The organism is Holdemanella porci (assembly GCF_019052655.1).
GTDB lineage: Bacteria > Bacillota_I > Bacilli_A > Erysipelotrichales > Erysipelotrichaceae > Holdemanella > Holdemanella hominis.
Genome location: NZ_JAHQVB010000045.1, coordinates 1 through 16,906, shown reverse-complemented (window position 1 = coordinate 16,906; position 16,906 = coordinate 1). Strand labels below are relative to the sequence as shown.

The 16,906-nt window shown below is 36.7% G+C and carries 29 protein-coding genes; 28 read left to right on the top strand and 1 reads right to left on the bottom strand.

All coding sequences use genetic code 11. From position 1 onward, the window contains the following. Positions 1–288: 288 nt before the first annotated feature. Positions 289–1,053 (bottom strand): class I SAM-dependent methyltransferase, encoded by a 765-nt coding sequence (locus tag KTQ83_RS08550; RefSeq protein ID WP_186998852.1) that lies wholly within the window; start codon positions 1,051–1,053, stop codon positions 289–291. 137 nt (positions 1,054–1,190) lie between these two features. Between KTQ83_RS08550 and KTQ83_RS08545 the strand changes: the two genes are divergently transcribed. The 28 genes from KTQ83_RS08545 to rpmJ all read left to right on the top strand — a co-directional run. After that, positions 1,191–2,330, top strand: a complete 1,140-nt coding sequence (locus tag KTQ83_RS08545) for a GDSL-type esterase/lipase family protein (RefSeq protein WP_186998853.1) — start codon at positions 1,191–1,193, stop codon at positions 2,328–2,330. A 136-nt stretch (positions 2,331–2,466) separates the two neighbouring features. Beyond that, positions 2,467–3,354 carry a Gfo/Idh/MocA family protein gene (locus tag KTQ83_RS08540; RefSeq protein ID WP_217256557.1) on the top strand — a complete coding sequence of 296 codons (888 nt, stop codon included), beginning with the start codon at positions 2,467–2,469 and terminating at the stop codon, positions 3,352–3,354. Next, positions 3,351–4,145, top strand: a complete 795-nt coding sequence (locus KTQ83_RS08535) for a glycoside hydrolase family 25 protein (protein WP_117924980.1) — start codon at positions 3,351–3,353, stop codon at positions 4,143–4,145. The genes KTQ83_RS08540 and KTQ83_RS08535 overlap by 4 nt, the downstream gene beginning before the upstream one ends. A 160-nt stretch (positions 4,146–4,305) precedes the next feature. Further along, complete coding sequence (locus tag KTQ83_RS08530; protein WP_147346773.1) at positions 4,306–4,560, top strand: hypothetical protein; 255 nt, start codon at positions 4,306–4,308, stop codon at positions 4,558–4,560. A 5-nt stretch (positions 4,561–4,565) separates the two neighbouring features. Further along, positions 4,566–5,429, top strand: a complete 864-nt coding sequence (pepI, locus tag KTQ83_RS08525) for a proline iminopeptidase (RefSeq protein WP_217256556.1) — start codon at positions 4,566–4,568, stop codon at positions 5,427–5,429. Between the two features lie 333 nt (positions 5,430–5,762). Continuing rightward, positions 5,763–6,074: a 30S ribosomal protein S10 gene (rpsJ, locus tag KTQ83_RS08520; protein WP_003864845.1), complete on the top strand. Its 312-nt coding sequence runs from the start codon at positions 5,763–5,765 to the stop codon at positions 6,072–6,074. 14 nt (positions 6,075–6,088) lie between these two features. Then, positions 6,089–6,781 carry a 50S ribosomal protein L3 gene (gene rplC / locus KTQ83_RS08515; protein WP_117925007.1) on the top strand — a complete coding sequence of 231 codons (693 nt, stop codon included), beginning with the start codon at positions 6,089–6,091 and terminating at the stop codon, positions 6,779–6,781. Beyond that, complete coding sequence (gene rplD / locus KTQ83_RS08510) at positions 6,781–7,410, top strand: 50S ribosomal protein L4 (RefSeq protein WP_117572723.1); 630 nt, start codon at positions 6,781–6,783, stop codon at positions 7,408–7,410. Before rplC ends, rplD begins: the two co-directional genes overlap by 1 nt. After that, positions 7,410–7,703 (top strand): 50S ribosomal protein L23, encoded by a 294-nt coding sequence (rplW, locus tag KTQ83_RS08505; protein ID WP_003864842.1) that lies wholly within the window; start codon positions 7,410–7,412, stop codon positions 7,701–7,703. Before rplD ends, rplW begins: the two co-directional genes overlap by 1 nt. Before the next feature lie 58 nt (positions 7,704–7,761). After that, positions 7,762–8,595, top strand: coding sequence for a 50S ribosomal protein L2 (gene rplB / locus KTQ83_RS08500; protein WP_117924986.1), 834 nt, complete (start codon positions 7,762–7,764; stop codon positions 8,593–8,595). Between the two features lie 18 nt (positions 8,596–8,613). Further along, complete coding sequence (gene rpsS, locus KTQ83_RS08495; RefSeq protein WP_117572729.1) at positions 8,614–8,889, top strand: 30S ribosomal protein S19; 276 nt, start codon at positions 8,614–8,616, stop codon at positions 8,887–8,889. A 14-nt stretch (positions 8,890–8,903) separates the two neighbouring features. After that, positions 8,904–9,239 carry a 50S ribosomal protein L22 gene (rplV, locus tag KTQ83_RS08490; protein WP_117572731.1) on the top strand — a complete coding sequence of 112 codons (336 nt, stop codon included), beginning with the start codon at positions 8,904–8,906 and terminating at the stop codon, positions 9,237–9,239. A gap of 10 nt (positions 9,240–9,249) precedes the next feature. Then, a complete protein-coding gene (gene rpsC, locus KTQ83_RS08485; protein WP_117924988.1) occupies positions 9,250–10,062 on the top strand; it encodes a 30S ribosomal protein S3 in 813 nt (270 codons plus the stop codon). Then, complete coding sequence (rplP, locus tag KTQ83_RS08480) at positions 10,062–10,478, top strand: 50S ribosomal protein L16 (RefSeq protein ID WP_003864837.1); 417 nt, start codon at positions 10,062–10,064, stop codon at positions 10,476–10,478. Before rpsC ends, rplP begins: the two co-directional genes overlap by 1 nt. Further along, positions 10,478–10,678: a 50S ribosomal protein L29 gene (gene rpmC, locus KTQ83_RS08475; protein WP_003864836.1), complete on the top strand. Its 201-nt coding sequence runs from the start codon at positions 10,478–10,480 to the stop codon at positions 10,676–10,678. The genes rplP and rpmC overlap by 1 nt, the downstream gene beginning before the upstream one ends. 13 nt (positions 10,679–10,691) lie before the next feature. After that, positions 10,692–10,949, top strand: a complete 258-nt coding sequence (gene rpsQ, locus KTQ83_RS08470; RefSeq protein WP_117572735.1) for a 30S ribosomal protein S17 — start codon at positions 10,692–10,694, stop codon at positions 10,947–10,949. Between the two features lie 18 nt (positions 10,950–10,967). Beyond that, entirely contained in the window at positions 10,968–11,336 is a 369-nt protein-coding gene (gene rplN, locus KTQ83_RS08465) for a 50S ribosomal protein L14 (RefSeq protein WP_003864834.1), read from the top strand. A gap of 13 nt (positions 11,337–11,349) precedes the next feature. Then, positions 11,350–11,670 (top strand): 50S ribosomal protein L24, encoded by a 321-nt coding sequence (gene rplX, locus KTQ83_RS08460; RefSeq protein WP_117924990.1) that lies wholly within the window; start codon positions 11,350–11,352, stop codon positions 11,668–11,670. 11 nt (positions 11,671–11,681) lie between these two features. Next, positions 11,682–12,221, top strand: coding sequence for a 50S ribosomal protein L5 (gene rplE, locus KTQ83_RS08455; protein WP_003864832.1), 540 nt, complete (start codon positions 11,682–11,684; stop codon positions 12,219–12,221). A gap of 13 nt (positions 12,222–12,234) precedes the next feature. Beyond that, positions 12,235–12,420 (top strand): type Z 30S ribosomal protein S14, encoded by a 186-nt coding sequence (locus tag KTQ83_RS08450; protein WP_003864831.1) that lies wholly within the window; start codon positions 12,235–12,237, stop codon positions 12,418–12,420. Between the two features lie 15 nt (positions 12,421–12,435). After that, on the top strand, positions 12,436–12,831 hold the full coding sequence (gene rpsH / locus KTQ83_RS08445) for a 30S ribosomal protein S8 (protein WP_117572739.1): 396 nt from the start codon (positions 12,436–12,438) through the stop codon (positions 12,829–12,831). 25 nt (positions 12,832–12,856) lie between these two features. Continuing rightward, positions 12,857–13,402 carry a 50S ribosomal protein L6 gene (gene rplF / locus KTQ83_RS08440; RefSeq protein WP_117924992.1) on the top strand — a complete coding sequence of 182 codons (546 nt, stop codon included), beginning with the start codon at positions 12,857–12,859 and terminating at the stop codon, positions 13,400–13,402. Positions 13,403–13,423: 21 nt separating this feature from the next. Then, on the top strand, positions 13,424–13,780 hold the full coding sequence (rplR, locus tag KTQ83_RS08435) for a 50S ribosomal protein L18 (RefSeq protein ID WP_003864828.1): 357 nt from the start codon (positions 13,424–13,426) through the stop codon (positions 13,778–13,780). A gap of 11 nt (positions 13,781–13,791) precedes the next feature. After that, complete coding sequence (gene rpsE, locus KTQ83_RS08430) at positions 13,792–14,301, top strand: 30S ribosomal protein S5 (RefSeq protein ID WP_117572743.1); 510 nt, start codon at positions 13,792–13,794, stop codon at positions 14,299–14,301. Between the two features lie 15 nt (positions 14,302–14,316). Beyond that, positions 14,317–14,754, top strand: a complete 438-nt coding sequence (rplO, locus tag KTQ83_RS08425; protein ID WP_117572744.1) for a 50S ribosomal protein L15 — start codon at positions 14,317–14,319, stop codon at positions 14,752–14,754. A 1-nt stretch (position 14,755) separates the two neighbouring features. After that, entirely contained in the window at positions 14,756–16,051 is a 1,296-nt protein-coding gene (gene secY / locus KTQ83_RS08420) for a preprotein translocase subunit SecY (RefSeq protein ID WP_118114948.1), read from the top strand. 19 nt (positions 16,052–16,070) lie between these two features. After that, a complete protein-coding gene (locus tag KTQ83_RS08415) occupies positions 16,071–16,721 on the top strand; it encodes an adenylate kinase (protein ID WP_117924996.1) in 651 nt (216 codons plus the stop codon). 134 nt (positions 16,722–16,855) lie between these two features. After that, a partial coding sequence (gene rpmJ, locus KTQ83_RS12735) for a 50S ribosomal protein L36 (protein WP_217256559.1) occupies positions 16,856–16,906 on the top strand: 51 nt, incomplete at its 3' end.

The window sequence follows — 16,906 nt, the reverse complement described above, 5'->3', positions numbered from 1 at the left end:
ATTTGCGGACTGTAAAGAAAACAATGGACTACGTTTCACAAGGTTAAAAGGCTTGAAGAAAAACCAACAGAATGCTTGGTTGATTTTTGCGTGTCATAATCTGAAGAAAATGTCCCTTTGGAGAGGAAAAAATAGAAGAAAACCATCGAAATCTTCTATATATCCTTCAAAATATACAAAAAAAGACAATTTCATTTCGAAAATTGCCTATATACAATAAAAAGCCTATGCCCTTACGAAAAGGTATAGGCTTTTGTCAACAATCTGAATAATGTCACAAAAGTGACATTATTTTTTTAGTATATCTATTGTATGTGAACTTGCACCAATTAGCTCTTGTCTTTCACATGTGGCAAGATGATATTTGATGAACAATTCAAATGTTTCATCATCCATCTTGTTTAAGATAGGACGCATATAATCGCTTGGACCATCAGCGGCAATAATTTGGATTCGTTCTAAACCTATCTCTTTATTTAATTGATTGATTGTATCTAGACGAATGTAACTATATAAATCATCTATATTTGTCTGCGTTTGAAATGTTTCATCGAGTTTTTTTGCTGCTAATGATTCTTTGATGTGTCCATCTCGAAAGCCGTGGACTAAGACGCTATATTCATTCATAACGTAAGCTACAAAAATAATTCCATCTTTTTTTGTAACGCGTTTAGCTTCGGATAATGCTTTTAATTTATCTTCATAACTAAATAAGTGGTACATAGGTCCAAATAATAGGGTGATGTCAAAAGTGTTATCTTGATATCTTGATAAATCTAAAGCGGTTCCTTGATAGGCTTTCACATTGCTTTTTTTAGCTTTTAAAACACCAAGATTATATTTAACAAGTTCAATCGCATCGACTTGATATCCTTCATTACTTAAGGCAACGCTATACCTGCCGGTTCCGGCTCCAATATCCAATATGCGATCTTCAGACTTTAAATATTTATGGATGTATTTCATGCTTGTTGTATATTCTACTTGACCGTGTCTTGATAGTAATCTTTTGTCTTCACAAAATTTACCGTAATAATTTTCTAATTTACTCATGCATTATTTCCTCAACTTCTTTTATATAATAAGGTATATGTTTGGATTTTTGCAACGTTTCATGTATGATTATTTGTGGATAAAAACATGTGTTTTATGAATGTAGAAATAGATAATAAATAATTTGGAGGTCAACTATGGAAAAAGAATTTAAGGCGATATATGGACAGGCAATGTCGATTGTGACACATAAGCCTAGTCAATACGCAAAGAATATCACATTGCGTTATCCTATGAAATCGACATTCAAAGGGGATAAGATACGTATTTGTTTAGATAACTTTACAGGAAAAGAAGGCGTGGTCTTTGATTCAATCACAATTGGACGAGTTATTAGTGGACGTGATTTAGATTCAACATCCATTGTGGATATTACCTTTAATGGTTCAAAAGGACTTCATCTTGATGTGGGAGAACAATGTTACAGCGATCCATTGGATTTTAAAGTGCATGAACAAGAAACAATCGCAATTAGTTTCTATTTAAAAGAATTCACCCACTTACGTTGTGGCGTATATACACAAGGACCATTAAGTTCGGGTTATTTTGGAGAAGGTGATTTCTCTCATGCAGGTATTATGGATCATGCTTCAAGCATGAAGACCCCATGGGTGTTTTTCTTAAGCGAAGTGGCTGTTTTGACAGAACCGGAATATAAAGTTATTACTTGTTATGGTGATTCTATTACTTCGCAGGATTGGCCTGATTATTTACAGAAGTTAATGTGGGAAAATAATAAAAAAGTGTCTGTAGTTCGAAAAGCCGTTAGTGGTACACGTATTTTAAGACAATATTCTTGTGTACAGTATGAAGCATATGGGTTAAAAGGAGATTATCGATTTGGTCACGAGATGCATGTGGCTGGAAGTGATACTTTAATTATTCTGCAAGGAATAAATGATATTATTCATCCAGTCGGTGTTGAAAAGAATGAATTTAGACCATGGCAAGATCTTCCGTCAAGTCAGGAATTGATTGAGGGTTTAAGAAAATATGTAAAGCACGCGAAATCATTAGGAATGAAAGTCTATATTGGGACGTTGATTCCGATTGAAGGTTGGCGTACTTATGCATATTTTAGAGAGAACTTGCGTAATGAAGTCAATGAATGGATTCGTACAACGGATGAAATTGATGGCGTGATTGATTTTGATAAAGATATTTGCGATGGACATAAAATGCAAGATGCATTTGATAGTGGAGATCACTTACATCCAAGTGATGAGGGATATGTGCAAATGGCAAAAACTGCATACAATAAGATGTCCATGGAGTAATTCCATGGACGTTTGTCATATATGAAAGAAATAGGCAGAAAGAGATAAGTATAGTGAGTAAATGAGGTAACTGCTTATTTCTATATATAGAATAAGGAGAAGAGCTTAAAGTAATCTTAAAAAGAAGGTGAATAGAATGGTACAAATTGGAGTTTATGGCTTAGGTGGTATTAGCCGTCGCGTAATACAAGGTGTTTTGTTTTCACGTAATGCGAATCTATATGCAGTATGTTCTTCTAGTATAGAAAAAGCGGATGCTTATAAAGAGGAGTATGGGGCAAAAAAAGCTTACGATAACTATGAGAATATGTTGCAGGATACAAATATAGATATGATATATATTTGTACGCCAAATTATTTGCATGCCAAACATATTCAGCTGGCATTGGCAAATCATAAACATGTAGTTTGCGAAAAACCAATGTGTGTATCTAGTGAAGAATTACATGCATGCTTTGATTATGCACACCAACAAAACTGCTTTTTAATGGAAGCCCATAAAACGGTTTTCACACCATTAAATCAAAAATTATTTGAAATGATTTCAAATGAAGAAATTGGTGAAATAAAATCAATGGATGCTCAATATGCAACAAAACTGACAGAAACAATTTCAGACTGGCATTTTAACCAGCCAGGATCTGGATGTATGTTTGATATTGGGGTTTACCCTATTTGTTATGCAAATAGAATGGCGAATAGCTCAATATTGAAAGTATCTCGATTTCAGGATGAAGCTTTGATTGAATATGAAAATGGGTGCGTGGCACATATCGCAACAAGTTGGGATGTGGATATGGAAAATACAGCTCATATATATGGTACAAAGGGTAGTGTTACTTGTAAGAATTTTTGGAAGAATACAGAACTTGTAATGAATGATAAAAAGATTGTGGTAGAACAGAAATCGGATTTTACTGGTGAAATCGAACATGCATGTACTTGTATAGAGAGTGGTTTGATTGAAAGTCCTATTATGTCAAGAAATGCAAGCTTAGAAATTCTTAAGGTCATTGGGGTATGAGAAGAAAAGTTAAATTAAGTAGAATTTTAATTCTTATATTGATTCCTATTTTAATTGTGAGTGGTAGTGTTTATGTGATTTACATGTTGTTTACACAAGAAGAATCGGTAATAGAAGAAAAGAGCTATTATGATTTAAATTTATTTTCTTTGGAAAATGGATTAATGACATATAAAGATTCTTCGTATAAGGTATCCACTGGAATTGATGTATCAAGCCATAATGGAGCTGTTGACTGGGCAGCAGTAAAGACGGATGGAATTGAGTTTGCGATGTTAAGGATAGGTTATCGTGGTGCCCAAGAGGGAATCTTACATGAAGATGAATATTTTAATACAAATATTCAACAAGCTATTCAGAATCATCTTAAGGTAGGTGCTTATTTTTTCTCGAGTGCAATTTCGGCTGAAGAGATTGATGAAGAAGTAGATTTAGTGTTGAATAAAATTAAGGGATATAAGATTCAAATGCCGGTTGTTTATGATATGGAAGAATTTGATCAGGGTGGAAGAATTGATGATTTGTCTCTAGAACAAAGAACGAAGCTGGCCCTACGGTTTTGTAAAAAGATCAAAGAAGCTGGATATCAACCAATGATATATGGAAATATGACTTGGTTATATCAAAATTATGATTTTGAAAGAATATCAAAATATCCGATTTGGCTAGCGAGTTATACAACAAGTTGCCCGATGGAGGATAAATTTGATATATGGCAATATTCAAATAAAGGTCAAGTGAATGGAATAGAAGGAGATGTAGATATGAATATATATCTACAAAAGAAATGATATGATAGATTTTGAGAAATTCGAAAAGTAATGCGATGAAATTTGCAAAATTAACACAAAGTATATTGAAGGATTTGTAGATGTACTTTCAAAAAAGGGATTTGTTGATAAAACAATAAAGCGTCATTATGGAAATGTAGATTTTTATTTAAACGGTTTTTTGTTGAGAGAAGATGCTTTAACTATGGAAAATGGTTGTAAGGATGAATACTTACGTGATTTCTTTGGATACTTTTTCATACGTAAGTGTATGTGGGTCACACAGGATACAGTTAAGTCAATAATCGCAAGTCTTAAAAAGTTTTATCGATTATCAAAAGAAGATTATGAAGAATTCACGGATACAATTCGTGTTAATAAGGAATATTGGATAGATTGTTGCAGTGAATATAATGATGGAATAAGTGAATGGTGATTAAAATGGAAATAAATGATGGATATATGCCGTTTAAGGGCTTTAAAACATACTATCGTATTGTGGATGGAGGAGATAAGACTCCATTGATTTGTTTACATGGAGGACCAGGGTCAACTCATAATTATTTTGAAGTGTTGGATTGTATTGCCAAGACGGGAAGAAAAGTGATTATGTACGATCAACTTGGCTGTGGTAAATCATTTGTAGAAGGTCATGATGAATTGTGGAATCAAGATACGTGGATGGAAGAACTTGAAGCGTTGATGGAGTATTTAAATATTGAATCTTGTCATTTGTTGGGACAATCCTGGGGTGGTATGTTAGCAATTGCCTATGCGATTGAAAAGAAAAGCACGAGATTGAAGTCTTTGATTCTTTCGAGTACATTATCTTCAGCGTCACTATGGGCTAAAGAGCAACATCGTATGATTTCATTTATGTCGGATGATGAGCAACGAGCAATTTTAAGTGAAGACTATGAATCTGATCAATATCAATTGGCTAATGAGCATTATATGCAGCTTCATTGTGCAGGGCCATTTGATGAAGATACGCCAGAATGTGTTAAAAGAGAAAAGAAAACTGGGACTCGTGCCTATTTAATTGGCTGGGGACCTAATGAATATACGCCGCTTGGAACTTTGAAGGATTTTGAGTATACAAATCGATTGAACGAAATTCAAGTTCCGGCACTAATAATAAGTGGAACGAATGATTTGTGTACGCCATTAGTTGCCAAAACTATGTATGATGGAATTAAAAATGCAAAATGGCATTTAATGCCAGAATGTCGTCATATGTGTTTTGTGGATGATCATGATACATATTGTCACAATTTAGAGGATTGGTTAGCGTCTGTTGATTAAAAACAGATGCTTTTTTACATGTTTTGAAAAAATAGGTATATTTTTATTAATTAAAACAATATTTTAGACCCACTGATATCAGTTGTCACAGTTATTTTTTGGAAACAGTTAAAAAAATAAAAAATAAAACGTTTTAAAACACGATAAATAAGGGATTTAAAAGAATTATTAATTTTTTTAATTTAGGGGTTGAATGCATGAAATATATGTGTTAGAATACAGGAGCTTGCGATGAAGTGCGAGGTTGCTGACCCACTGAGAACCGTTGTCATGGGTGTGGCCAGGTAATTCGCATGGAGCATGTTTATCTAGAATAAACGAAAGGAGTTAAACATGGCAAAAAATACTATGAGAATTCGCTTAAAGGCGTATGAGCACAGAATCTTAGATGATAGTGCAAAGAAAATTGTCGAAGCTGCGACAAAACACGGAGCTAAAAAGGTTGTAGGACCAGTTCCGTTACCTACAGAAAAACAGGTAGTAACAATTCTTCGTGCGGTTCACAAATACAAAGATTCACGTGAACAATTTGAAATTCGTACGCACAAGCGTTTGATTGAGATTGTTGCACCAAACAAGGAAACGATTGATTCTTTACAAAGACTTGAACTTCCTAGCGGTGTCGACATCGAAATTAAACTTTAATGGAGGTGTCAATGATGAAAGGACTATTAGGAAGAAAATTAGGAATGACACAAGTCTTCACTGAAGATGGTGTATTGATTCCGGTAACTGTAGTTGAAGTAACACCAAATGTTGTTTTACAAAAGAAAACAGTTGAAACAGATGGTTACAACGCAGTTCAATTAGGATTTGAAGAAATCAAAGAAAAACGCACAACTAAAGCAAACATCGGACACTGTAAAAAAGCAAATACAAGTCCAAAGCGTTTCATTAAGGAAGTGCGCGACTGTGACATGGACGTAAACGTTGGAGATTTAGTTAACGTTGATATCTTTGCTGCAGGAGAAACAGTAGATGTAATCGGTACAAGTAAAGGTAAAGGTTACAACGGTACAATCGTTCGTAACAATGCTCACCAAGGTCCAAAGACTCACGGTGGATCTAAGAACATTCGTCACATCGGTTCATTAGCTACAAACGGTATTACTTCACGTCAAGGACGTATTATGAAGGGTACTATCATGGCTGGTCAAGAAGGTGGATATACTACTACAAATCAAAACTTGACAGTTATTAAAGTTGATACAGAAAACAACTATATGTTAATTAAAGGTAACGTTCCTGGACCTAGAAAAGGTTGCGTAATGGTACGTACTGCTAAAACTAGCAAGGGAGATAAAGAACCTGTTACTTTAGTTGACTATACTGTAAATAAGGAGGTTCAATAATGGCTACTATCGACGTAATTAACCAAGCTGGTGCAGTTGTTGGTTCAATCGAATTGAACGATGCTGTTTTCGGAATTGAACCACACCAACAGGCTATGTATGATGCATTAGTAATGCAAATGGCAAGCCGTCGTCAAGGAACTGCTGACACTAAGGGTCGTAGCGAAGTTTCTGGTGGTGGACGCAAGCCTTACCGTCAAAAAGGTACGGGACGTGCTCGTCAAGGTTCTATCCGTGCTACTCAATTTAGAGGTGGTGGAACTGTATTCGGAGCTACTCCACGTAACTATGCATACCGCATTAACAAAAAAGTTCGCCGTTTAGCAGTTAAATCTGCATTGAGCGAAAAAGTTCAAGAAACAGCATTCAGCGTTTTGGATAAATTTGAAATTGCTGAACCAAAAACAAAAACATTTGTTTCAATTATTGAAGCTATCCAAGCGCCTAAGAAAACATTGTTTGTTGTTGCAGATAGCGAAGATGCAACAAACGTTTACTTATCAGCACGTAATATTGCTGGAGCTACAGTAATGTCTGCTTCTGCAATCAACACTTACGATTTAGTAAATGCAAACAAAGTTGTTATGACAAGCGCTGCCGTAAAACAAGTTGAGGAGGCATTGGCATAATGAAAGATTACAGAGACGTAATTATCCGCCCAATCATCACTGAAGCAACTATGAAGATGATGGCTGAAGATAACAAAGTAACTTTTGAAGTAGTTAAGGGTGTTAGCAAAATTGAAATTGCTAAAGCTGTTGAAGCTGCATTCAATGTAGAAGTTGTAAAAGTAAATACAATGAACTGCAAACCAAAAACAAAACGTGTAGGTCGTTATGTTGGAAAAACAAGCGCTGTACACAAAGCTATTGTAAAAATTAAAGAAGGACAAACAATCGAATTGTTCGGTTCTGAAGAATAATCAGGGAGAAGACGCTATTTCCTGAATAAATATTGCGATAAGGAGGAAAATTAAGTTTATGCCAATTAAGAAGTATAAACCAATGACACCTGGACGTCGTGGAATGACAACTTTGGCTAAAGATGAAATCACAGCATCTAAACCAGAAAAAAGTTTGTTAGCTCCATTGAAATCTAAAGGTGGAAGAAACAACACAGGACGTATTACTACACGTCACCAAGGTTCTGGTCACAAAAGAACTTACCGTATCATCGATTTCAAACGTAACAAAGACAACGTGCCTGCACGTGTTGCTACAATCGAGTACGATCCAAACCGTTCAGCAAACATTGCATTGTTAAACTATGCTGATGGTGAAAAACGTTATATCATCGCTCCAAAAGATTTGAAGGTTGGTATGACAGTTGTATCAGGAGCAGAAACAGATATCAAAATTGGTAACTGCTGCGAAATGAAAAACATGCCTGAAGGTACATTCATTCACAACGTTGAATTGAAACCTGGTAAAGGTGGACAGATGGCTCGTAGTGCTGGATGTTCAGCTCAGATCTTAGGTATTGAAGAAAAATATGTAACTTTACGTTTAGCTTCTGGTGAAGTTCGTAAAGTATTGGCTAATTGCCGTGCTACTGTAGGTACAGTTGGTAATGAAGATTACAGCTTAGTTAACTATGGTAAAGCAGGACGTAACCGTTGGAGAGGTATTCGCCCAACTGTTCGTGGTTCTGTAATGAACCCTAATGATCACCCTCATGGTGGTGGTGAAGGACGTACTCCTATCGGACGTAAATCACCGATGACTCCTTGGGGTAAAAAAGCATTGGGTGTTAAAACTCGTCGTAACAAGAAGGCTAGTACAAAATTAATTGTACGTCGTCGTAATGGTAAGTAGGCAAGGAGGTAAGATACAATGAGTCGTAGTTTGAAAAAAGGACCTTTCTGTGATGACCATTTGATGAAAAAGGTTGTTGCATTAAACGAAGCTGAAAAAAAAGAAGTTATTAAAACTTGGAGCCGTCGTTCTACAATCTTCCCTCAATTTGTTGAACACACATTTGCCGTTTATAACGGTAAGGAACATGTTCCTGTTTATGTAACAGAAGACATGGTTGGACACAAATTAGGTGAATTCGTTCCAACACGTAAATACACTGGTCATGGATCAGATGATAAGAAATCTAGATAGTAGGAGGAGAAGAAATGGAAGTAAAAGCTACCGCAAAAACTCTACGTATTCAACCTCGTAAAGCAAGACTAGTCTTAGACTTGATCCGTGGAAAAGACGTAGAAGAAGCAGCTGCTATTTTGAAATTCTTACCTAACAAAGGTGGATACCTTGTTGGTAAAGTATTGCACTCAGCTGTTGCTAACGCAGTTAACAATAACGATTTGGATGAAAGCAAGTTATATGTGAAGGCTTGCTGGGCTGACGAAGGAATTACTTTGAAACGCTTCATGCCTCGTGCGAAAGGTAGTGCGAGTGCTATTCACAAACGTACAAGCCACATTACAGTTGTAGTGGCTGAAAAAGAGTAGGAGGTAAGCTATGGGACAGAAAGTAAGTCCAATTGGAATGCGTGTCGGAGTCATTCGTGACTGGCAATCAAGATGGTACGCTGACGATAAAGAATTCGGAACATTATTATTGGAAGATGTTAAGATTCGTGAATTGGTTGAAGCATACTACGTTAAATTATCAAACGAAGCTGTCGACAAACGTAAGGCAGACCCTCAAATCTCTCGTATCGAAATCGAACGTACTAAGGGTCGTATGACAGTTATCATCCGTACTGCACACCCTGGTGTAGTAATCGGTCAAGATGGAAAATCAATCGAAGGATTGAAAAAACAAGTTTCAAAAATCGCTTCTGCAAAGAACGTACAAATTAACGTTGTAGAAGTTGCTAATCCTAACTTAGATGCTCGTTTAGTAGCTCGTTGGATTGCTAACGAATTGGAAGGACGTAAATCTTTCCGTGCAACTCAGAAAAAAGCTATTCAAAACACTATGCGTGCTGGTGCAAAAGGTATCAAAACTGCTGTATCTGGACGTCTTGGTGGAGCTGATATGGCACGTACTGAAGGATATTCAGAAGGAGTTGTTCCTTTACATACACTTCGTAGTGATATTGACTATGCTTGGGAAGAAGCGGCGACTCAATATGGTCGTTTAGGTGTAAAAGTTTGGATCTGCCGTGGTGAAGTATTACCTGGTGAAATGGTTAAAGAACCAGAAGCTCCAAAACAACGCCCAATGCGTAAAGGAAAAGGACGTCGTCGTCCAGATGCTCGTTCAAACCGTGCCCCTAAAGATGCTGCTAAAGCTGCAGCACCTGCAGAAAAAGGAGGTAACGAATAATGTTAATGCCTAAACGTACAAAGTATCGTCGTCCTCACCGTTTGAGCTACGAAGGTCGTTCAAAAGCAGGTCGTACTATTGACTTTGGTGAATATGGATTGGTTGCTGAATCAGGAAACTATGTAAGTAACCGTCAAATTGAAGCAGCTCGTATTGCTATGACACGTTATATGAAACGTGGAGGAAATGTTTGGATTCGTATTTTCCCTCACATGGCGCGTACTAAAAAGCCTCTAGAGGTTCGTATGGGTTCTGGTAAAGGTGCTCCTGAAGGATGGGTAGCAGTAGTTCAACCGGGACGTGTAATGTTCGAAGTTGGTGGAGTAAGTGAAGAAGTAGCTCGTGAAGCTTTACGTCTTGCTGCTCACAAATTACCAGTTAAGACTCGTTTTGCTAGAAAAGGAGAAGTGAAGTAATGTTAGCTAAAGAAATCCGCGAAAAAACAAATGAAGAGCTTCTTCAGGAAATCGATACGCTTAAAGATGAACTTTTTAACCTTCGTTTCCAGCAAGCCACAGGACAGTTAGAAAATACAGCTCGTTTAAAAACTGTAAAGAAAACAATTGCTCGTATTAAAACTGTATTGACAGAGCGTGAAAACGCTGGCCAAGAGTAGGGAGGACGTATCTATGGAAAGAAACGCTCGTAAAGTATACCGTGGTACAGTTGTGTCTGATAAAATGGACAAAACTATCACAGTTATGGTAGAAACTAAAAAAACACACCCATTATATGGAAAACGTGTTAAATATTCTAAGAAATTTAAAGCTCACGATGAAAACAACGAAGCACGTATCGGAGATAAAGTAGTAATTATGGAAACTCGTCCATTATCTGCTACAAAACGTTTCCGTTTAGTTGAAATCGTTGAAAAGGCTCGTGGTTAATACTAGGAGGAGAAAGCAATGATTCAAAACGAAAGTCGTATGCGCGTTGCTGACAACACTGGAGCTAAAGAAGTTTTAGTTATCCGTTGTTTAGGCGGTAGCGTAAGAAAATTTGCAAACATCGGTGATGTCGTTGTATGTGCTGTTAAACAGGCTACTCCTGGTGGATCCGTAAAAAAAGGTGATGTAGTTAAAGCCGTAATCGTACGTACACGTCGTGGTGTTCGTCGTGAAAACGGAACTTACATCAAATTTGATGATAACGCATGTGTAATCATTAAAGATGACAAGACGCCAAAGGGAACTCGTATCTTCGGTCCAGTTGCTCGTGAATTACGTGATAAAGACTTCATGAAGATCGTATCTCTTGCGCCAGAAGTATTATAGGAGGTGTGTCTAAGTGAGAATTAAAAAAGGTGATAAAGTAAAAGTTATTACAGGTGCTTACAAAGGCACAATCGGTGAAGTAAAAGCTGTATTCCCTAAGGAAGACAGAGTTGTCGTTGAAGGTGTTAACATGGTAAAAAAACACTTGAAACCAACTCAAGCAAATCCAGAAGGTGGAATTGTTGAAAAAGAAGCTAAAATCCACGTTTCAAATGTAATGCTTTATGATGAAAAAGCAAAAGTTGCTAGCCGTATTACAACAAAAGTTGAAGTTGTAGATGGTAAAAATGTAAAAACACGCGTCTTCAAAAAGAGCGGTAACGAAGTGAAGTAGGAGGGTAGAAGATGAATCGTTTACAAGAAAAATATAAAAACGTAGTTGTCCCTCAAATGATGAAAGATTTCGAATACAAATCTGTCATGGAAGTACCTCACGTTGAAAAAGTAGTTATTAATATTGGTGTAGGTGATGCTATCACTAACGCTAAATTATTAGACGAAGCTGTTGAAGAATTAACAGCTATTACTGGTCAAGCTCCAGTTGTAACAAAGGCTAAAAAATCAATTGCGAACTTCAAATTACGTGAAGGTATGCCAATTGGATGTAAAGTTACTTTACGTAAAGAAAAAATGTATGAATTCTTAGATAAGCTATTCAACATTTCATTACCTCGTGTACGTGACTTCCGTGGAGTTAGCGATACTAGCTTCGATGGTCGTGGAAACTATACATTAGGTATTAAAGAACAAATCATTTTCCCTGAAATTGATTTCGATAAAGTAGACCGTACTCGTGGTATGGACATCGTAATCGTTACATCAGCGAAAACAAACGAAGAAGCAAAGGCATTATTAACTCAAATGGGTATGCCTTTCAAAAAGTAGGAGGAGCTTTTAAATGGCAAAGAAATCAATGATTAACAAACAACAGCGTCCTCAAAAATTTAAAGTTCGTGAGTACACTCGTTGTGAACGTTGTGGTCGTCCACACTCTGTATTAAGAAAGTACAAATTATGTCGTATTTGCTTCCGTGAATTGGCTTACAAAGGTCAAATTCCTGGAGTTAAAAAGGCTAGTTGGTAAGGAGGTATATTGCATATGATTATGACTGATCCTATTGCGGATATGCTGACTAGAATCCGCAATGCTTTGCAACAAAAGCATGCCTCTGTCAGTATGCCAGCGAGCAATGAAAAGAAAGCAATTGCTCAAATTTTGAAAAACGAAGGTTTCATCGTAGACTTCAACGTTGAAGGCGATGTTAAGAAAACTTTGAATATCGAATTGAAATACGGACCTAACAATGAAAAAGTTATCAGCGGTTTACGTCGTATTTCTAAACCTGGTCTTCGTGTTTATGCTAAGGTTGAAAACTTACCTAGCGTATTAAACGGATTAGGTATCGCAATCATTTCTACAAGCAATGGAATGATGACTGACAAAGAAGCAAGAAAGAACCACTTAGGTGGAGAAGTTATTGCTTACGTTTGGTAATAAATATATAGGAGGATAAAACGTAATGTCACGTATCGGGAATAAACTGATTACCGTTCCTGCAGGAGTTACTATTGAAGTAGCTGCTGGGAATGAGGTGACTGTTAAAGGACCTAAGGGTTCTTTAACACGTACATTCTCTTCTTTGATGGAAATCCACGTAGAAGATAATGTTGTCACTGTAAAACGTCCAAATGACGAAAAACACACAAAACAATTACACGGAACAACTCGTGCTTTGTTATACAACATGGTAGTTGGTGTATCTGAAGGATTCACTAAAGACTTAGAATTAGTTGGTATCGGATTCCGTACAGCAATGAAAGGAAACGTATTAACTTTAAACGTTGGATATTCTCACCAAGTTGAGATGCCAGTTAAAGAAGGCTTAGAAGTAACTTGTCCAACTGCTACAACTATCAAAGTTGCAGGTATCGATAAACAAGAAGTTGGTGAATTTGCAGCAAATATTCGTGCTGTTCGTAGACCAGAACCTTACAAAGGAAAAGGTATTCGCTATGTTGGTGAAATCATCCGTCGTAAGGAAGGTAAAACAGCAGGTAAGAAATAGTAGTGGGAAAGGAGATCAAAAATGTTTACTAAAGTATCACGTAATGAAACTCGTGTACGTCGTCACAAACGTGTACGTACAAAAATTAGCGGAACTCCAGAATGCCCACGTTTATGCGTATTCAGAAGTAACGCACATATCCATGTTCAAATCATTGATGATGTTAACCAAAACACATTGGTCAGTGCTTCAAGTGTTGACATGAAATTAGAAAATGGTGGAAACGTGGAAGCAGCTCGTTTGGTAGGAACTGAAATTGCTAAGCGCGCACTAGAAAAGAATATTAAAGAGGTTGTATTTGACCGTGGTGGATATGTTTACGCTGGTCGTGTACAAGCTTTAGCAGAAGCAGCTCGTGAAGCTGGCTTGGAATTTTAGGAGGTCGCACAATGGCAATGGATAGAAAACCAAAAAGAGACCAAAAAGAATTTGAAGAACAAGTAATCTCAATCAACCGTGTAACTAAGGTAGTTAAAGGTGGACGTCGTTTCCGTTTTGCTGCGTTAGTTGTAGTTGGAGATCGTAAAGGCCGTGTAGGTATTGGTACAGGAAAAGCTAACGAAGTTCCTGATGCAATCAAAAAAGCCGTTGAAGATGCTAAGAAAAACATCTTCACAGTACCAGTAATCGGTACAACAATCCCTCACGAAATCACTGGTAGATATGGTGCAGGATCTGTATACATGCGTCCAGCTATCGAAGGTACTGGTGTTATCGCTGGTGGTGCAACTCGTGCAATCCTTGAACTTGCAGGTATCTCTGATATCTTAACTAAATGTTTAGGATCACGTACAAAAATCAACGTTGTTCGTGCAACAGTTGATGCATTACAGAACTTAAGAACTGTAGAAAGCGTTGCTGCGCTTCGTGGTAAGAAGCCAGAAGAAATTCGCGGGTAATAGGAGGTAAATCAGATGAAATTACATACAATGAATTTAGCCGAAACTCGCACAGAACGTAACCGTGTTGGTCGTGGACCTGGAAGCGGGAACGGGAAAACTAGCGGTCGTGGACAAAAAGGTCAAAAATCAAGATCAGGTGGAGGAGTTCGCTTAGGTTTTGAAGGTGGTCAAACACCATTAGCAAGACGTTTACCAAAACGTGGATTCACTAACTTCAACCGTAAAGAATATGCTATCGTTAACGTTGAAACATTAAATCGTTTCGAAGATGGAGCAACTGTTAATGCAGCAGCTTTAATTGAAGCTGGTATTATTAATAAAGAACTTTCTGGACTTAAAGTTTTAGGTAACGGTGAGTTAACTAAAAAATTAACTGTTGAAGCAGTTAAGTTCTCTAAGTCAGCTAAAGAAGCAATTGAAAAAGCAGGCGGAAAAGTAGAGGTTCTATAATATGGCAGGCAAGATAAAGGCAATGTGGACGAATAAGGATATCCGCAATAGGATTCTATTCACCCTATTTGCCTTTCTTGTCTATCGTTTGGGATCAGCCATTACTGTACCTGATGTAAATACAACAGATTTAGTAAATGGTCTTGGGGAAAACTCATTGTTCGCAATGTTAAATCTATTAGGAGGTGGAGGACTTGAACAGTTCTCTGTCTTCGCTTTAGGAGTTACTCCCTATATCACAGCTTCTATCATTATTCAGTTATTAAGTATGGACGTTATTCCTCACTTAACAGAGTTGAGTAAAGCAGGGGCTAATGGTCGTAAAACATTAGACAAGTACACAAGATATCTTGCGGTCGTGTTTGCCTTTGTGCAATCATTCTCATTAGTATATGGTTTTTCAAAAGCATATACAGGTTTGATTGTCGGCGGTGTTACAATCAGTAAGATTTTATATATTGCAACAATATTTGCAGCAGGAAGCATGTTTTTAGTGTGGATTGGAGACCAAATTTCCATGAAAGGTATTGGAAATGGTATTTCCATGGTAATTATGGCTGGTATTGTTGGGCGTATGCCGCAACAATTCTCTAGTGCATGGTCAAGCTTAATTTCAGGTGAGTCTGCGCCTTCCTATGGAGCTTGGTTATTTGCTGCGTATATATTAATATACTTATTAATTATTATCTTTGTTACGTTGATTAATACAGCGGAAAGAAGAATTCCAATTCAATATACATCAAGTTCAATTTCATTGAGTAAACCAAGTGAAGCAAACTACTTGCCATTGAAAGTCAATTCAGCAAGTGTTATTCCGGTCATCTTTGCTAGTTCATTGATGATGGCACCAATTCAAATTGCATCATTCTTTCCATCAAATGATTTCATTAAAGAAATGCAAAAATGGTTAGGATTGCAAACATGGTATTCACTTGTAATTTATGTATTATTGATTTTATTCTTTACATTCTTCTATACGAAGATGCAAATTAATCCAGAAAAAGTTGCTGAAAACTTGGGTAAATCCGGATCATATATTCCTAGTGTTCGACCAGGTTCGGAAACAAAAGACTATATTAACCGTGTTTTATCAAGAATTACAGTATTAGGATCTGTTGCTTTAGCATTTATTGCTGTTATGCCACATGTCATGCCATTAATTTGGCCTGATCTTCCAAGCTCAATGGCTTTGGGTGGAACAGGAATGATTATCGTTGTTGGTGTTGCTATTGAAACAGTACGTCAAGTACAAGGATTGATTACTCAAAAATCTTACAAGAAATATTACGAAGACTAAGATCTTCAGGAGAATAGATATGAATATATTTATTATGGGAGCTCCTGGTTCTGGTAAGGGAACATTCTCTACTAAGATCAAAGAAGAATTCAATTTGAATCATATTTCTACAGGAGATATTTTCCGTGCAAATATTGCTGGTGGAACTGAATTGGGTCTACAAGCAAAAGCATATTCTGAAAAAGGTTTATTAGTACCTGATGAAATTACAAACAAAATGGTTAAGGATTACTTAAACACTTTGGAAGATAAAAAGAACGGATATTTATTAGATGGATATCCAAGAACTTTGGCTCAGGCAAAAGCTTTTGAAGAAATGACTAATGGAACAGATTTAGCAGTTGAAAAAATTGTTTATATGGATGTTCCATTTGACGAATTAACTCGTCGTATTACAGGTCGTCGTACTTGTAAAAATTGTGGAGAAATCTACAACATCTATTCAAAACCAACAAAACTTGATGGTGTATGTGATGTTTGCGGTGGTGAATTAACACAACGTAAAGATGACAACGAAGAAAGCTTAAAGGTTCGTTTAGATGAATATGCAAAGAATACTGAACCAGTAATCGCATATTATGAAGAAAAAAATATGGTTTCAAAAATTGATGCGTCAAAATCTATGGAAGAAATTTGGCCAGAATTAAAAGAAGCCTTGAAAAACAAGTAAGTTGCGCTTATAATATATAAGCGCAACTTTGCTTGCGATTTATACATTCACGTTTCTGTTAAAATCCGCATGTACACATACGCATTTTAGCAGGGCCATTAAAATACGTGAATCATTACGTAGGAGGAAGAAAGATGAAAGTAAGACCATCTGTTAAACCAATCTGCGACAAGTGTCGAGTAATT

What these genes read in the sequence shown, in the direction of transcription:
- rplC (WP_117925007.1), top strand. Translation starts at nt 6,089, where the DNA reads ATGAAAGGACTATTAGGAAGAAAATTAGGAATGACACAAGTCTTCACT.
- rplD (WP_117572723.1), top strand. Translation starts at nt 6,781, where the DNA reads ATGGCTACTATCGACGTAATTAACCAAGCTGGTGCAGTTGTTGGTTCA.
- rplR (WP_003864828.1), top strand. Translation starts at nt 13,424, where the DNA reads ATGTTTACTAAAGTATCACGTAATGAAACTCGTGTACGTCGTCACAAA.
- rplN (WP_003864834.1), top strand. Translation starts at nt 10,968, where the DNA reads ATGATTCAAAACGAAAGTCGTATGCGCGTTGCTGACAACACTGGAGCT.
- rpsQ (WP_117572735.1), top strand. Translation starts at nt 10,692, where the DNA reads ATGGAAAGAAACGCTCGTAAAGTATACCGTGGTACAGTTGTGTCTGAT.
- rplF (WP_117924992.1), top strand. Translation starts at nt 12,857, where the DNA reads ATGTCACGTATCGGGAATAAACTGATTACCGTTCCTGCAGGAGTTACT.
- rplW (WP_003864842.1), top strand. Translation starts at nt 7,410, where the DNA reads ATGAAAGATTACAGAGACGTAATTATCCGCCCAATCATCACTGAAGCA.
- rpsC (WP_117924988.1), top strand. Translation starts at nt 9,250, where the DNA reads ATGGGACAGAAAGTAAGTCCAATTGGAATGCGTGTCGGAGTCATTCGT.
- KTQ83_RS08540 (WP_217256557.1), top strand. Translation starts at nt 2,467, where the DNA reads ATGGTACAAATTGGAGTTTATGGCTTAGGTGGTATTAGCCGTCGCGTA.
- rplP (WP_003864837.1), top strand. Translation starts at nt 10,062, where the DNA reads ATGTTAATGCCTAAACGTACAAAGTATCGTCGTCCTCACCGTTTGAGC.
- rpsH (WP_117572739.1), top strand. Translation starts at nt 12,436, where the DNA reads ATGATTATGACTGATCCTATTGCGGATATGCTGACTAGAATCCGCAAT.
- rplB (WP_117924986.1), top strand. Translation starts at nt 7,762, where the DNA reads ATGCCAATTAAGAAGTATAAACCAATGACACCTGGACGTCGTGGAATG.
- rplV (WP_117572731.1), top strand. Translation starts at nt 8,904, where the DNA reads ATGGAAGTAAAAGCTACCGCAAAAACTCTACGTATTCAACCTCGTAAA.
- KTQ83_RS08415 (WP_117924996.1), top strand. Translation starts at nt 16,071, where the DNA reads ATGAATATATTTATTATGGGAGCTCCTGGTTCTGGTAAGGGAACATTC.
- KTQ83_RS08535 (WP_117924980.1), top strand. Translation starts at nt 3,351, where the DNA reads ATGAGAAGAAAAGTTAAATTAAGTAGAATTTTAATTCTTATATTGATT.
- rplE (WP_003864832.1), top strand. Translation starts at nt 11,682, where the DNA reads ATGAATCGTTTACAAGAAAAATATAAAAACGTAGTTGTCCCTCAAATG.
- secY (WP_118114948.1), top strand. Translation starts at nt 14,756, where the DNA reads ATGGCAGGCAAGATAAAGGCAATGTGGACGAATAAGGATATCCGCAAT.
- KTQ83_RS08545 (WP_186998853.1), top strand. Translation starts at nt 1,191, where the DNA reads ATGGAAAAAGAATTTAAGGCGATATATGGACAGGCAATGTCGATTGTG.
- rpmC (WP_003864836.1), top strand. Translation starts at nt 10,478, where the DNA reads ATGTTAGCTAAAGAAATCCGCGAAAAAACAAATGAAGAGCTTCTTCAG.
- rplO (WP_117572744.1), top strand. Translation starts at nt 14,317, where the DNA reads ATGAAATTACATACAATGAATTTAGCCGAAACTCGCACAGAACGTAAC.
- rpsS (WP_117572729.1), top strand. Translation starts at nt 8,614, where the DNA reads ATGAGTCGTAGTTTGAAAAAAGGACCTTTCTGTGATGACCATTTGATG.
- pepI (WP_217256556.1), top strand. Translation starts at nt 4,566, where the DNA reads ATGGAAATAAATGATGGATATATGCCGTTTAAGGGCTTTAAAACATAC.
- KTQ83_RS08450 (WP_003864831.1), top strand. Translation starts at nt 12,235, where the DNA reads ATGGCAAAGAAATCAATGATTAACAAACAACAGCGTCCTCAAAAATTT.
- KTQ83_RS08550 (WP_186998852.1), bottom strand. Translation starts at nt 1,053, where the DNA reads ATGAGTAAATTAGAAAATTATTACGGTAAATTTTGTGAAGACAAAAGA.
- rpsJ (WP_003864845.1), top strand. Translation starts at nt 5,763, where the DNA reads ATGGCAAAAAATACTATGAGAATTCGCTTAAAGGCGTATGAGCACAGA.
- rpsE (WP_117572743.1), top strand. Translation starts at nt 13,792, where the DNA reads ATGGCAATGGATAGAAAACCAAAAAGAGACCAAAAAGAATTTGAAGAA.